Source organism: Clostridium sp. AF21-20LB (genome assembly GCF_003478795.1).
Taxonomy (GTDB): Bacteria; Bacillota; Clostridia; order Lachnospirales; family Lachnospiraceae; genus Otoolea; species Otoolea fessa.
The window spans coordinates 12,496-26,780 of the sequence record NZ_QUGD01000008.1 but is presented as its reverse complement, the minus strand read 5'-3'; the positions used below and the strand labels follow the sequence as shown (position 1 = coordinate 26,780).

Here is a 14,285-nt window from a genome sequence, read left to right as displayed (position 1 = left end):
ATGGAAAAATTAAATTTAACACAAGAATGGGACAAGGTGTTCCCGAAAAGCGACAAGGTGGATCACAAAAAAGTGACTTTCCATAACCGCTACGGCATCACACTGGCGGCGGATATGTACACGCCAAAAAGTGTGGTGGGCAAGCTTCCCGCTATTGCCGTCAGCGGTCCGTTCGGTGCGGTCAAGGAGCAATCCTCCGGTCTGTATGCGCTGAAAATGGCAGAGCTTGGTTTTCTAACGATTGCTTTCGATCCGTCCTTTACAGGCGAAAGCGGTGGTAGTCCTCGTTATGTGGCTTCTCCGGACATCAATACGGAAGATTTCTGTGCGGCTGTGGATTTTTTGTCCGTACAGGAGAATGTTGACACAGACAGAATTGGTATCATCGGTATCTGCGGCTGGGGCGGTATGGCAATCAACGCTGCTGCCATCGACACCCGCATCAAGGCGACTGCGACTATGACCATGTACGACATGACCCGTGTGACTGCCAACGGTTATTTTGACAATGAAACACACCCGAGGCTCGTTTCGTCAAAAAACTGGCAATGAATAGCCAGCGTACTGAGGATTATAAAAATGGCAGTTATGCCCTTGCAGGCGGTGTCATCGATCCTTTGCCGGATAATGCCCCACAGTTTGTAAAAGATTATTATGCTTACTATAAAACCGAGCGTGGTTATCATCCTCGTTCTCTTAATTCCAACAACGGATGGAATGTGACCTCTCCTCTGTCCTTTATGAATATGCCAATTTTGCAGTATGCCGCTGAAATTCGGTCTGCGGTTCTACTGGTACATGGAGAAAAAGCGCATTCCCGTTACTTCAGTGAGGGAGCTTATGAAAAAATGACCGGAGATAATAAAGAGCTGCTTATCATTCCGGGAGCGAGCCATGTTGATCTTTATGACAATTTAGATGTCATTCCTTTTGAAAAGCTGAACAGCTTTTTTAATATGCATCTTAAATAAGAACAGCAAAATCATTGTATAGAATAAGGAGAAAAGGAACATGGAATACGCTCTAACTGCTCGTCGAAATACTTCTCTGTCAGATACGTTCCTCGTTTCAGCCGTTCATCATCCATCACCCAGCCTTTTATGGTGTAGTCCTTGGCGATCTGGTTTACCCATTTACAAAACTGTACGGCACGCTCGGAATTGACCTTGAAGCCTACGGCAATGATCATTTGAAGGTTATAGTGTTTGGTATCGCGTGTGACCTGAATGTCCAGACGGATATGGAGTCTAAAAAAACTTCACGCAACTGAGCGCCCGATGACCACACCATTGTTTCTGCTTCGCTGCGTACAGCTCGGCATCTCCATCCGGGATCTTGACTTACTCACAATCGGAATGGTGAACGACATGTACGCGGAAAGCAGCAATGATGAGTACAAAGCCTATTCGCAGATGCTACGCAGAAGGACTTCGATGCATTTTAACAGAAAATTCACAGCTTGTATAATGACATTGTGTTGACATCAACCGAATTTCTACATATACTATACTTGAATGGAGGTGTTCTGTATGGCAACAACTAATTTAAATATTCGTACAGACAAGGCAATCAAGGATCAGGCGGAGGAAATCTTCAATGAGCTTGGTCTGAATATGACAACTGCTGTAAATATATTCCTGAGAACCGCTATCCGTGAGCATGGTATTCCTTTTGAATTAAAACTGGAAGTACCGAATGATACCACAGCCGCTGCCATTGAGGAAGGCAGAAAAATGATGAAGGATCCTTCTGCTCCGCGTTATTCCAGTATGGATGCGCTTAAGGCAACTCTCGATGTATGAAATACGACATTCAGTTTACAAATCAATTTAAAAAGATTTGAAGCTTGCCAAAAAGCAAAATAAAAATCTTGATAAGCTGTTTGAGGTAATCGATATTCTGGCGAATGGCGGTACGCTGGAAGCAAAATACAGAGATCATGATCTTACAGGCAACTATAAAGGCACGCGTGAATATCACATCGAACCAGACTGGCTGCTTATTTATGAGATTCGTGGAGAAGTTCTTCTTTTGATGCTTTATCGCCTTGGTTCACATTCTGAGCTGTTTAAGAAATAAGTACAAATCAGAAGTTGTAGGAGGAAATTTTTAATGAATATAACAGTTTATCTTGGGGCAAATGAAGGAAATGACCCATGCTTACGAAAAGCAGTTGAGGAATTGGGGGCATGGATTGGAAACAGTGGAAATGCACTTGTTTACGGTGGTTCTAAAGGTGGTTTAATGGGTGCATTGGCAGACAGTATATTGAAGGCAGGCGGTGATGTTACGGGTGTTGAGCCGAATTTTTTTATTGAAAATGAGTTTCAACATGATGGACTGACAAAACTGATTGTGACTAAGGATATGTCTGAGAGAAAAAACAAAATGATTGAGTTAGGAGAAGCCTTTATTGCCTTCCCGGGCGGCACGGGAACATTGGAGGAAATTGCAGAGGTAATGTCGAAGGTGTCTTTGAAACATCTGGAGGCACCCTGCATTCTCTACAACCTGAACGGTTACTACGATGATTTGAAAGCACTTCTAAATCATATGATTGAAAAAGGATTATCTTCTAACGAGCGACAGGAGGGAATCTTTTTTGTTGAAAATCTGGATGATATAAAGCGAATCTTGAGACGGGCATAACTTATGTTTGCACAGTAAAATGGAGTTGCATTAGCGAAAGACAGAGCACGTTCAATTCCAATTTGACGGAGTAATGGATATGAAAATCCGAGAAGTGAACGAAAATAAAAAGCAATTTATATCATTATTGTTATTAGCTGATGAACAGGAGAGCATGGTTGAGCGCTATCTTGAAAAAGGTACTATGTATGTGCTTGAAGACAATGATGAAAAAGCAGAATGTGTTGTTACCGATGAAGGTAATGGAATACTTGAAATCAAGAATATCGCAGTCGATCCGGAAAATCAGGGAAAGGGCTATGGCAAAGCACTAATTGATTTTCTTGCCAGTAAATATGCAGATGAATATTCTGTTTTGCAAGTTGGAACAGGTGACAGTCCATTGACGATACCATTTTATGAAAAATGTGGGTTTGTTCGTTCTCACAAGATTCCCAATTTCTTTACTGACAATTATGACCACCCAATTTATGAGGGCGGTGTACAGTTGATAGATATGATATATTTGCAAAGATGTTTATAACTTCCAGTATGTAGAATTAAGAAAATCGGTATTTTTGAGGAGATAGATATAAAATGACCTTCCAATTAGTTTGTATAGAACCAAAAGAATTAACGCAATACAAGTCGGATATGCAGGAAGCATTTCAAAAAGGTTTTGAAGATGCTTTCGGGAAAACAGATGCTGTTATTCTACCTGAAAAGGACATTGACCAGTCGCTGAATGCGGAGGGTTCTGTTGTCTATAAAGCCGTTGTCGATGGAGAAATGGTGGGTGGTGCTGTTGTTGTTATCAATGAGAGTACACAGCATAACCATCTTGACCTGCTTTTTGTAAAGAACGGAGTTCAGAGCAATGGTATCGGTAAGAAGATATGGTTTGAATTGGAACGAATATATCCGAACACGAAAGTATGGGAAACCTGTACGCCGTACTTTGATAAGCGCAACATTCATTTTTATGTGAATGTCTGCTGCTTTCATATTACGGAATTTTTTAATGAAAAACATCCTATGCCGGATACACCGGACGATTTTGTCGGTGATGGAAACGAGGGAATGTTTGCGTTTAAAAAGCAAATGCGTCTATGAAATTCCAGTTTGTAAATCTCAGTAGAATAGCAGTTTATTAGCATCGGTCGGAGAAATCTGATCGGTGCTTTCTTTATGCTCGGCAACAATGCCGGGCAATTTTTATGCCCATTTTGCAGAGAGGAGGTGCGCTATGGCGGCAAGCAGAATCAAGGGTATCACGGTCGAGATCGGCGGCGATACCACCAAACTACAGACAGCCTTAAAGGGTGTCAATGCAGAAATCAAGAATACGCAGAGTCAGCTCAAGGATGTCGAAAAGCTCTTAAAACCGGATCCAGACAACATCAAGCTGCTTACACAGAAGCAGAAGCTCCTCTCCAGCGCTGTCAGTGAAACGAAGGAAAAGCTCGCTACTCTCAAGACTGCTGCAGAGCAGGCAAATCAGGCACTTGCGAAGAACCATCAATGAGACGGTATTGGAGAATGTGGTAGTTCAGGCAATCAACACGCTCCTTGGTGATAAGTCCACCTACCAGACGCAGCTCCAGTAGAACATCGCAAAGGTGATCCGAAGCGCTCAGCAAAATACCGCTGATGGCATTGACGAAAAACTGCAGGAGCTTCAGAAAAAGCTTCTTAAAAAAGCCAATAACAAAGAAGCCTATGATGAAGTTGCCGACGAGATCTTCAAACTCCGAGAACAGCGAGAAAAATGCACGGTTCCCTTATTGTTTCCCTTGTGTTATATATTCCCATATAAGTTTACGAACTCTGATAAGGGAAAATACAAGGGCACAGAATCTTTTGACGTATACTCGCAAACCAAGCTGTCACTCATTGTCCGAGTGACAGCCTGGTTACTTGCTATCCCTGATACCTTATTCTTTCTACCAGCGTTTCCTTTTTCAGATTACTGCTTAAAACGCAGGAAAGCACAATCTGCAAAAGGCTGACCAGCAAAATCATAGCAAGAATTGGTGTAATTGGAACATGATAGACATTCATTCCAAATATCCCATTATGCTTTGCATAGGCAAAGAGCACGTAGCCAAGTGGCAGACCAACGACAAGTGCTACACATATGGTGCCAACCGTAAAAATCAGTCCCTGTAACTGCAGACATAAATTTAATTGTTTATTTGTCATACCCACAGCCTGTAATACACCATATTCCTGCTTTTTTATCGTAATATTCATGATCATGGTGTTTGCCATATTCATAAAACCGATGAATCCTACAACCGCCATAAACAGATAACAGCCAAGCTTCATCGTGCGAGCTGAGAATTCTGCAGATTGTAACTGCGCATGATAAGTACCCATTTTTATATGCGAAGTATTAGAAATCAATGTATTCAGATTTTGCTCCACAGATGCCACATCTTTTTTGTCACAGTCCACCCACAGATAGCCATAGGCTGTTCCTCTCGGATTCATGGAACGGTATACACCTTCTGGAATGACAAGATAAGTGTCCGCGCTTACAAAGGATCCTGCAATCTTTCCCTGATAGGTATAGGTTTCACTTCCATTCTCAAAGTCAAATGCAATGGATTCACCCGGAGCATATCCATCTTGTTCCATCCACGTTGACCAGCCAAAGAAAATATCACCATTCTTTACCGCCTGATCATAGTCCATAGAGCCAATATCCCCGTCCTGGCGCATAAAATCAAAATCATTTTTACTCACAATATCAGCCGGAAATCTTGTTCCGTTCAGATTTACAGAGACTATCTCTCTCGTCATGACATCTGTCACTCCCGGAATGCTTTTGATTTCTTCAATCAGCGAATCATTCAATGGATTATCCGTCAGAATCGTATCCAGATTATTCTCCGGATATCTTTCATCATACTCAGCAGAATAGTCAAGCTGCAGTTCAAATTGTCCATGATTAACGGAAAGACGTGCTTCATGCTCCGTGTCAATATTTCCCACATAATTAGAAATAATCACAAACAATGCGCAGGAAAGCCCCAGTGTGAGGATGGTACCAATGGTTCTTTTTTGGTTACCCATTACATTTGCCATTGCCATAGAAAACACGGTGACATTTTTTCTGCCATTTCGTTTTCCTTTTTTTTGTGTTTCTGTATTTTCTAAATACCGTGTTGCTTCGATAGGTGAAATCCGTGAAACAATTTTCATTGGTTTACGCAGTGCCAAAGCAACGGTAAGAAATGATACGAAAATACAGAGAAACATAACAGGCAGGGAAAACAGAGGCACCTGCTGATTTTGAACTCCCATAGAGCCAGTTCCGGTTGATACAAGGTTCCCCTGTTCTACCAGCCAGTTAAAACCGCATTTTGCAATCAGAAAGCCAAACAACAGCCCCAGCGGTATCGAAGGAACCGCCAGAAGAATGCCCTCACGAAAGATCAACTGCTTCATCTGCTTTCTGGTTGCACCCAGTGCCTTGATTTTTCCGTACTCCTGAACCTTGTGGACGATCCCGACCTGGAAGATATTATAAATGACCACAACGGAAAACAGCACGATTCCGAGGATCAGGGTTCCACAAACCACAATCATTTCATAACTCGGCTGCAAGACCCATTGCAAATAGAGATCATTGACTATAACGTTTTTTTCTTCGATTCCACAAGCTGCTGCAATCTGCTTTATAACCGAATCAATATTATTCATAGATACATTTGCAGAATCATTTAAAGTAAAATAAATATTATACTGTCTGTCATTCTCTGCGACGTGCTCATCATAAAACTCCTGTGACCCGAAAGCAACATAAGATGCCTCGATGGTATACTCATCCCGATCATATAGGATTCCGCTGACAACAAATTCTTCCGACTTATATTCTGACTGCATCCCTGCGCGGTAATCCAATGTCACCGTATCCCCGACTTTTACATCACCATACCCCATTGCACGGAAAAATGCTCTTCCTGCGGCAATTTCCTGCATTTTTTCCGGATACTTTCCTTCCTTTAACTCATATTCTTTATTATAGGGAAGCATTTTTTTTTACAGTCTCATCCATGCAGACAAACCCGCCTTTTTCATTGCCTTTTATGATACCTTCGGTGCACATAGTGCCTGTAGCATCTATTTCCGCACGGCGGTTTACTTCTTTTAACTGCGATCCGTCTGCGGAAACAAACAGACCATAATTGCTTCCATATGAGCCTGCCGCCTGACTTTTCTGTAAATGAATTACCCCATTTCCCACAGTACTGATGATAACAAGCAGCATCGTAGTCAGACATATGGACATCATGATCAGTATACTTCTTGTCTTGTTCTTTTTGTCATTGCTATGTGCAATCCTGCTTATTGTCTTCATCTGAAATCCACCACCTGTCCATCCTCAATCACCAGAATGCGATCAGCGACCTGTGCGATTTCGTCATCATGGGTAATCATTACAATCGTCTGACCATATTTTTTTGCTGTCATTTTAAGCAGTGCAATCACCTCATCGCTGGTCTTAGAATCAAGATTGCCTGTCGGCTCATCTGCAAATATAATTTCCGGACGATTCACCAGTGCTCTTGCAATTGCTACTCTCTGCTGCTGTCCTCCGGATAACTGATTTGGCAGATTATAAATCCGGTTTTCAATCCCCAGAGTTGCAATAATATCATTTACATACGCTTCATCCACTTTTCTTCCATCCAGCCCCAGTGGCAGTACAATATTTTCCCAGACATTAACAGATGAAACCAGATTAAATGCCTGAAAAACAAATCCGATTTTTCTTCTGCGGAAAACAGCAAGGGCATCTTCCTTCATCCTGTATAAATCTTTCCCTGCTAAAGTAACACTGCCTTTTGTCGGGGTATCAAGCCCTCCAAGCATATGAAGTAATGTACTTTTACCGGAACCTGACTTTCCAACAATTGCGACAAATTCTCCCCGCTCAATCTGAATGTCCACCTGATTGACCGCTTTGACCTGATTCTCACCTGCGCCATAAAACTTACAAAGCTGCTTGGTTTCTAATATCACACTCATGTGTTGCCTCCTTTTCATCTTACATCCAAATTGTATCAGGGCAATCTTTCATTTCACTTTCAAAAAACGAGCAGAAGTCTTACAGAATTGTAAGATTTCTGCTCACTTAAAATTTAACCAACATATGGTAATTGAATCACAAACATGCTTCCTTTTTTCTTTTTGCCGGAGGTTACCGTAATCGTACCTGCGTGTTTTTCGATAATTTCTCTCGATAGAAAAAGTCCGATTCCTGTACCACTCTTTTCCATGACCTCCTTGGAACTTCCTCTGTAAAATCGTTGAAAAATTTTGTGATACTCATTCTGCGGAATACCAATTCCCTGATCCTCAATTTCCATTCTTACAAGATCGTTTCTTTTTTGTAACTGGATAAATATTTTTGAACCACACGGACTGTACTTGACCGCATTATCCAGAACGTTGATCACAGCTTCACCAAGCCACCTTTTATCCTGCATAATCGTGCATGTTTCCAGCTCTTTTTCATAGTCAAAAACGAATTCAATTTCTTTCTCATCCGCTTTAGGATAAGTGCGGTTCACAGCAGATATGACAGTATCCATAAGCGGAAGTTTTTTCTTATTAATCTGAATCAGTCCAGTTTCCATCTTGGATATTTCAAGAAGCGACTGCAATAATGTCTCCAGTCCATCCAGAGCACTCCGACAACGGATACGAAACTCCTCCTGTTCTGTGGCACTTAAGTCATTCTGCATCAGCACACTAAAACATGTATCCAAAGCTGCAACCGGTGTTTTTAACTGGTGAGAAATATCAGAAACCATTTCTTTCGTGTTCTCCTTTTCTGCCCTTGCTTCTTCCTTTATCAACTGAATATGATGTCCGATTGCTTCAAGCTGGTCATTCAATTTTTCCAGTTCTGCATGATTTTCCGTTTTCAGTAAATCATCAAATTTATTTTCACGGAATCTGATCAGAATTTCTTCCAACTGGTCTAAAATTTTCTGATGACACGCATCTTCTTTTTTCTTCCAATAAAGTAAAAAAGTCAAAAGAAGCACGCATATCACAGTGCTTACAGCATCGGTCACCATAACCTGATGCCGGAATTGCGAATAAAATGCATTCCCTTTATTCCCCCAGTATCCATATTGCTCCAATAATCGCCTTCCCTGTTCGTTAGTTTCAATATCCTTATCCTTAAGCAATTCCGAAACAGCATCCAGCCCGGAAAATTCTTCCTTTGCAGCAATCTCTGTCATAAGATTCATTTTATATTTATAATCTTCATAAAACACATACGTGGTAAAGCAATTTAATATTGCAAACAATACTATGACAGGTAATACCAAGGAGAGCACTACTGTAATCTTCTTGCGATATCTCTTTGTCACTGCCTTACCTCCTGATTCCATATATACCCAAGACCTCTGATATTCTTTATATAGACCGGTGCAGCCGGATTGTCTTCGATTTTCTCACGGAGTCTTCTGATATTGACAGCGATTGTATTTTCATCCACAAAATCCCCTTCCAGATCAAACACATTTTCCAATATTTGTGTTTTTGAAAGAATCTGTTTCGGATTCTGAAGAAAAAAAGTCAGCATTTTCAACTCCGTTTTTGTCAGACTGATTTCACGACTCTTTATCAGGACTTTCATTTCTCCTGCGATAAATACGATATCTCCCGAAATCATCTTTCCGGCTTCCGTTTTCTCCTGTCTGCGGCGGAAATGTGCTTCTATTTTCAAAAGAAGTACCGAAAGACTAAACGGCTTTGTAATATAATCATCTGCCCCTGCTTCATATCCCATGACCTGATCCATCTCCTGATCTAGTGCTGTAAGACAAATAATGTATGTATTATAATTGCATCTCATCCACCTTACAAATTCCAGTCCATTCCCATCCGGAAGATTCACATCACAAATGGTAACATCCACATTATTATCACTTGCAATTCTTTTCGCTTTTTTCATTGATTCTGCTGAAAAAACCTCATATCCGGATTTTTTCAGTGAGAATGTAATTCCACGATTTAAATTTTCATCATCTTCAACACGAGTATACCTGGCATAGCATATGCACCTCTCTTTATTAACTATTCATCTTAAAATGCTTCAATGCCTCCACAATTGCACTCTCTTTATCTTCTGGACACTGTGGCTGCCTACTATCTTCATTTTTAGATAAATTATAATTCTTTCCAACCTCAATTCCGCATTTTCTCTTTACCTGTGAAATATACAGATGCTCTGTCTTTTTATTCCTACAAATCTTCGTGCAGTTTTACATCGCTATTATCTGCCATGCATTGTTTTAAGGCAACAATCATTTTTTCCGCATCCAGCGGCTTTGCAAGATAAACATTCATTCCAGCCAGCCGGCTGTTGATAATGTCTTCTGCAAAGGCATTTGCGGACATTGCAATGATCGGAACCCTCCTGGCATCCCTTCTTTTCATTTTCCTGATGGTCCTTGCCGCATCCAGACCATTCATCCTCGGCATCATAACATCCATATAAATTACCCCAAAATAATCCGGTGCAGATTTCTCGAAGATTTCAACTGCTTCCTGCCCGTCTACTGCACATGTAACTTCCATACCGCTGTCTTCCAGTATACATCTGGAAATTTCCATGTTCAACTCATTGTCTTCCACAACCAATGCCCGCATGCCTTCTACCGAATAATCATCAAGGCTTACTGGCTTATCTGATAAATTACTGTTTTTATCCTGTGTGCCAATTTTGAACGGAATTTTTACAATAACTGTTGTCCCGACACCTGCTTTGCTCTTCAGTTCAATACTTCCATCCATTCTGTCCACGAGCTGCTTCGTAATTGCAAGCCCCAGTCCGGTGCCTTCATACCTGGATCTGCTTGTCTTGCTTTCCTGAGAGAACATATCAAAAACATGTGCAATAAAATCTTCACTCATACCCACACCCTGGTCTTTACAGTAGAAAGTGAAAATTGCTCTGCCATCATCCAGAGTTTCTTCCTCAACCCAGACCGTAATCACACTACCCGCCTGACTGAATTTTATGGCATTGTCCATAATATTCGACAGAATTCTTCCAAGATATACCGGGTTTCCAACCAGAGCGCTGTGACTGTATGTACCATTTTTCCAGTCAATCTCATACCGGATGCCTTTCTTGGCAGCCCGCTCATCATAAATCTGGTTCAATTCCCGTAGTACCATTGTCAGATCAAACAAAAGCTGCTGATCCTTCAAATCTCCGCTCTGTAGTTTATTTATATCCAGCACATCATTTACCAGAGACACCAGATATTTCAGGGATTCCATTACCTTTTCTCTGATCTTCTGCTGTATCTGTGAATCATCTGCGTACTGATTTTCCATATTTACCATACCGATAATACCGTTCAGTGGTGTACGTATATCATGACTCATAGTTGCCAGAAACCTTGTTTTCATTTCGGCTTCCCGCTTTGCTGCTTCTGCAGCACGGTTATAAAAACCAAAACTGCCATGGACTGCGGTTGCTTCGAAAATATATATTTAGTTTCTGTCATAACAAAACCCTCTCTATGTTTCCTAGCTGCTTTTCCCATACATCCAGGAAGACAATTACAGCCAGTTTTCCAGAACATCATTCAGCTTATTCATATCCAGCGGTTTCGCGATATGCCCATTCATGCCTGTATTTTTGGCCAGCTGTACATCTTCTGCAAAAGCATTGGCAGTCATGGCAACAATAGGCAGTTTTCCCTTTTCACCCGGAAGACTCCTGATTGCTGCAGTTGCCTCATAACCATTCATGACAGGCATTTGGATATCCATAAAAACAAGATCATACAATCCTTCCGGAGAAGCTTCCACTTTTTCAACTGCGATTTTCCCATTTTCTGCTGTTTCCACTTCTGCCCCTGTCATCTGCAAAATTTCAACACCGATTTCTCTGTTCAACTCATTATCCTCAACCAGCAGAATCCTTCTTCCTGTATAATCTGCTTCTGACAGTTTCTCCAGATAATTTCTCGCTGTATTTTCTTTTCTGCCTGAAGTAAACTGCCGCAGTGTAGCCGTCAGTCGGGAACGGAACAGCGGTTTTGCAATAAAAGCATCTACACCTGCCGCCTTTGCCTCTTCTTCAATTTCGCTGAATTCATAGGATGTCAGTACAATGATGGTAATCTCTTTCCCGATCCGTTTCCGGATCTGTCTGGCAGTTTCTATACCATCCATCTCCGGCATCTTCCAGTCCAGGATAACAGCAAAATAATCATTTTTTAGCTCATGACGTGCATAACAACGTTCAACAGCTTCCTTGCCAGAAAGAACCCATTCACCTGTAATACCGATTTCTTTCAGTGTGGCAACTGTACTTTCACAGCATGTCTTATCATCATCCACTACCAGAACCGGCAGATTCATCAGATTTTTGTCCTGTTCTTTTTCTTTTTCCTGAAGCTCCAGATAAATTGTTACTGTGATTTTAGTTCCCTTGTGCAAGGTACTGTCCACTTTAATAGTGCCATTCATCAGGTTCACAATATTTCTGCTGATTGCCATTCCAAGACCGGTTCCCTGAACTCTGGTTGTCCGGTGGTCATCTGCACGGCTGAACGGATCAAACATGATTTTCTGGAATTCCGGTGACATACCGATTCCATTATCCTCAATCGTAAATTCATAGCATCCAAGTTCTGAAAATCCATTGGGTTTTTCCTCTATCGAAAAAGTAATATTTCCACCATCCGGTGTATACTTGATCGCATTACTCATCAGATTCACAAATACCTGCTGAATCCTCAAGCTGTCACCACAGACAGCCTCATGTTCAATATGATTGATGTGTATATCAAAATTATGTTTATGTTCATCAAGCACCGGTTTCGTAAGTGTAATAAGATTATCTACCAGCTCTGACAGATTGAAATCTTCCTGTGCTAGTGTCATTTTTCCACTTTCAATACGTGCCATATCCAATACTTCATTGATCAGCCCCAGCAGATGGCGGCTTGATTCTGTGATCTTGCCGAGGCATTCAATGACTCTGTCCTTGCTCTCAACATTTGCTCCTGCGATTGCCGTCAGACCCACAATCGCATTCATTGGTGTCCGGATATCATGGGACATATTGGAAAGGAATTCTGTTTTCGCACGATTTGCATTTTCTGCGGACCGGTAAGCCTCTTTCAGTGCCTGACGGGATTCAATCTCTGCTTTCTTCTCCTGTGTCACATCCATGGATGCCAGCAATACCTTTTCCAGCTTTCCATTCTTCCATTCCAAGGGAATATAAGAAGCGATTTTATAAGTCTTTTCATCCAGGCTGCAATACTCAAACTTATAAATATCATTTTCACTTTTCAGTTTCTTCCGAATATTATCCGGGGCTATCAGGATATCTATAGCTTCTAATGGTTCCAGTGTCTTATATTTTTCAAGAACCTGCATCTGAAAATCATGATAAAATCCCAGAGGTTTATATATCATCTGTCCATTCAGATTGTAGAATTCATATCTGTCATTTTCCAGATCACAGACAACAAAGCGGTCAACCAGACGCACAATACTCTGAATCAACTGCTCCATGGAAGCATTATCCGTTGCCATCTGCAGATGCCGTGCGCTCTCTACCTTTGCCTCTGTGATATCACGCAGAAAAATCATGGCATATTCTGAATCCTCTATTTCGCCACGTATGACCACATTGCGGACCCATCGTTCTTCTCCATTCAGATTGATACGGCACTCTAAAGCCAATTCGGTTTCCAGACCCTTCAGCCTTTCTGCAATATAACCACGGTCGTAAAAAGAGGATACCGCCTTCTTATCTGTCTCCACAACATAGGAATCCACAAAATGCCGAATCAATTCATCCCATGTATAACTCTGTTCAAAGACGGTCATCAGGGACGGTTCAACCTTAAAGGTATCAAAAGTATTCGCTTCCAGATTCACATAATACTCGCACAAATCTGCTTTCGTAAAAGCCCGGTGGAAAGCAGCAGATTTTTGTGCCTGCATGATTTCTTTTTTCTCCCCATCAATGTTAATAAAAATCCCGGCAATCCTGCTGGCAGAACCATCCAGACGGCGTATTACTTCCGCCGATGCCCGAAACCACTGGTATTGATTATCCTTCATTCTCATACGATACTCTACCTGGTATTTTATCTGGTTCGTCTTATCCTTAATTACCGCCTGAAGCTGCACCATTACTCTTTCTTTATCCTGTGGGTGCAGAAGATCTGACCAGGATTCCAGTTTATTCGGAAAGTCCAGAGTATCATGATAGCCAAGCATTTTTCGGAATTCATGACTCCAGTTTGCATTCACAATCTCACTGTTTTCGTCACAGTCAAAATACCAGAAGCCGGAATAGATAGCCTCATTGAGCAGTGCCAAATTTACATGATCCCAGTTGACCTGTACGGACATTACCCAGATCTGTCTGCCCGCCTCATCTGTCGCGTCCTCTTTACAAAGCCGTACATTATTCACTGTACCGTTTGCTGCAATGATTTGTGCTTCCCCTGTTCCGTGAAGCTGCAAAAAGCGGTCTCGCTCCAGTATATCTTCCGCGTCATAAAAGAAGTTTCTCAATGAACCTTTTGTCTGTTCCATGAAAGTATCGAATGTATATCCTGTACTATGCAACAGCAGATTATCCACAG

The 14,285-nt window shown here is 41.5% G+C and carries 9 protein-coding genes and 6 pseudogenes; 7 read left to right on the top strand and 8 right to left on the bottom strand.

The window, feature by feature from the left end; translation table 11 throughout:
* Positions 1-971, top strand: a pseudogene (locus tag DWX76_RS06135) (alpha/beta hydrolase).
* Between the two features lie 44 nt (positions 972-1,015).
* On the opposite strand, the pseudogene rhuM reads toward DWX76_RS06135, so the two are convergent.
* A pseudogene (rhuM, locus tag DWX76_RS06130) lies at positions 1,016-1,225 on the bottom strand (RhuM family protein); the annotation flags it as partial.
* A gap of 304 nt (positions 1,226-1,529) precedes the next feature.
* Between rhuM and DWX76_RS06125 the strand changes: the two are divergent.
* The 6 genes and pseudogenes from DWX76_RS06125 to DWX76_RS06100 form a co-directional block, all read left to right on the top strand.
* Entirely contained in the window at positions 1,530-1,802 is a 273-nt protein-coding gene (locus tag DWX76_RS06125) for a type II toxin-antitoxin system RelB/DinJ family antitoxin (RefSeq protein WP_118570308.1), read from the top strand.
* A gap of 37 nt (positions 1,803-1,839) precedes the next feature.
* Positions 1,840-2,079 (top strand): type II toxin-antitoxin system YafQ family toxin, encoded by a 240-nt coding sequence (locus tag DWX76_RS06120; RefSeq protein WP_207664893.1) that lies wholly within the window; start codon positions 1,840-1,842, stop codon positions 2,077-2,079.
* 33 nt (positions 2,080-2,112) lie between these two features.
* Positions 2,113-2,649: a TIGR00730 family Rossman fold protein gene (locus DWX76_RS06115; protein WP_118570307.1), complete on the top strand. Its 537-nt coding sequence runs from the start codon at positions 2,113-2,115 to the stop codon at positions 2,647-2,649.
* 79 nt (positions 2,650-2,728) lie between these two features.
* Positions 2,729-3,172, top strand: coding sequence for a GNAT family N-acetyltransferase (locus DWX76_RS06110; protein ID WP_107001132.1), 444 nt, complete (start codon positions 2,729-2,731; stop codon positions 3,170-3,172).
* A 53-nt stretch (positions 3,173-3,225) separates the two neighbouring features.
* The gene (locus DWX76_RS06105; protein ID WP_118570306.1) at positions 3,226-3,741 is read left to right on the top strand and encodes a GNAT family N-acetyltransferase; all 516 of its coding nucleotides are present in this window, start codon (positions 3,226-3,228) and stop codon (positions 3,739-3,741) included.
* Positions 3,742-3,874: 133 nt separating this feature from the next.
* A pseudogene (locus DWX76_RS06100) lies at positions 3,875-4,138 on the top strand (hypothetical protein); the annotation flags it as partial.
* Between the two features lie 410 nt (positions 4,139-4,548).
* On the opposite strand, the pseudogene DWX76_RS06095 reads toward DWX76_RS06100, so the two are convergent.
* From DWX76_RS06095 to DWX76_RS06065, 7 genes and pseudogenes are all read right to left on the bottom strand, one after another.
* Positions 4,549-6,994, bottom strand: a pseudogene (locus tag DWX76_RS06095) (ABC transporter permease).
* Positions 6,991-7,665 carry an ABC transporter ATP-binding protein gene (locus DWX76_RS06090; RefSeq protein ID WP_005340169.1) on the bottom strand — a complete coding sequence of 225 codons (675 nt, stop codon included), beginning with the start codon at positions 7,663-7,665 and terminating at the stop codon, positions 6,991-6,993. The pseudogene DWX76_RS06095 and the gene DWX76_RS06090 overlap by 4 nt, the downstream one beginning before the upstream one ends.
* A gap of 113 nt (positions 7,666-7,778) precedes the next feature.
* Complete coding sequence (locus tag DWX76_RS06085) at positions 7,779-9,044, bottom strand: sensor histidine kinase (protein WP_118570305.1); 1,266 nt, start codon at positions 9,042-9,044, stop codon at positions 7,779-7,781.
* A pseudogene (locus DWX76_RS06080) lies at positions 9,020-9,708 on the bottom strand (response regulator transcription factor). The gene DWX76_RS06085 and the pseudogene DWX76_RS06080 overlap by 25 nt, the downstream one beginning before the upstream one ends.
* 20 nt (positions 9,709-9,728) lie before the next feature.
* Positions 9,729-9,884 (bottom strand): annotated as a pseudogene (locus DWX76_RS14285) (23S rRNA (uracil(1939)-C(5))-methyltransferase RlmD); the annotation flags it as partial.
* 16 nt (positions 9,885-9,900) lie between these two features.
* Positions 9,901-11,076 (bottom strand): ATP-binding protein, encoded by a 1,176-nt coding sequence (locus DWX76_RS06070; protein ID WP_118570303.1) that lies wholly within the window; start codon positions 11,074-11,076, stop codon positions 9,901-9,903.
* 153 nt (positions 11,077-11,229) lie between these two features.
* The gene (locus tag DWX76_RS06065; protein WP_412693996.1) at positions 11,230-14,235 is read right to left on the bottom strand and encodes a response regulator; all 3,006 of its coding nucleotides are present in this window, start codon (positions 14,233-14,235) and stop codon (positions 11,230-11,232) included.
* Positions 14,236-14,285: the final 50 nt, after the last annotated feature.

Coding starts and splice junctions, on each gene's coding strand:
- DWX76_RS06105 (WP_118570306.1), top strand. CDS start 3,226: ATGACCTTCCAATTAGTTTGTATAGAACCAAAAGAATTAACGCAATAC.
- DWX76_RS06085 (WP_118570305.1), bottom strand. CDS start 9,044: ATGGAATCAGGAGGTAAGGCAGTGACAAAGAGATATCGCAAGAAGATT.
- DWX76_RS06070 (WP_118570303.1), bottom strand. CDS start 11,076: ATGAAAACAAGGTTTCTGGCAACTATGAGTCATGATATACGTACACCA.
- DWX76_RS06090 (WP_005340169.1), bottom strand. CDS start 7,665: ATGAGTGTGATATTAGAAACCAAGCAGCTTTGTAAGTTTTATGGCGCA.
- DWX76_RS06065 (WP_412693996.1), bottom strand. CDS start 14,235: ATGGAACAGACAAAAGGTTCATTGAGAAACTTCTTTTATGACGCGGAA.
- DWX76_RS06115 (WP_118570307.1), top strand. CDS start 2,113: ATGAATATAACAGTTTATCTTGGGGCAAATGAAGGAAATGACCCATGC.
- DWX76_RS06125 (WP_118570308.1), top strand. CDS start 1,530: ATGGCAACAACTAATTTAAATATTCGTACAGACAAGGCAATCAAGGAT.
- DWX76_RS06110 (WP_107001132.1), top strand. CDS start 2,729: ATGAAAATCCGAGAAGTGAACGAAAATAAAAAGCAATTTATATCATTA.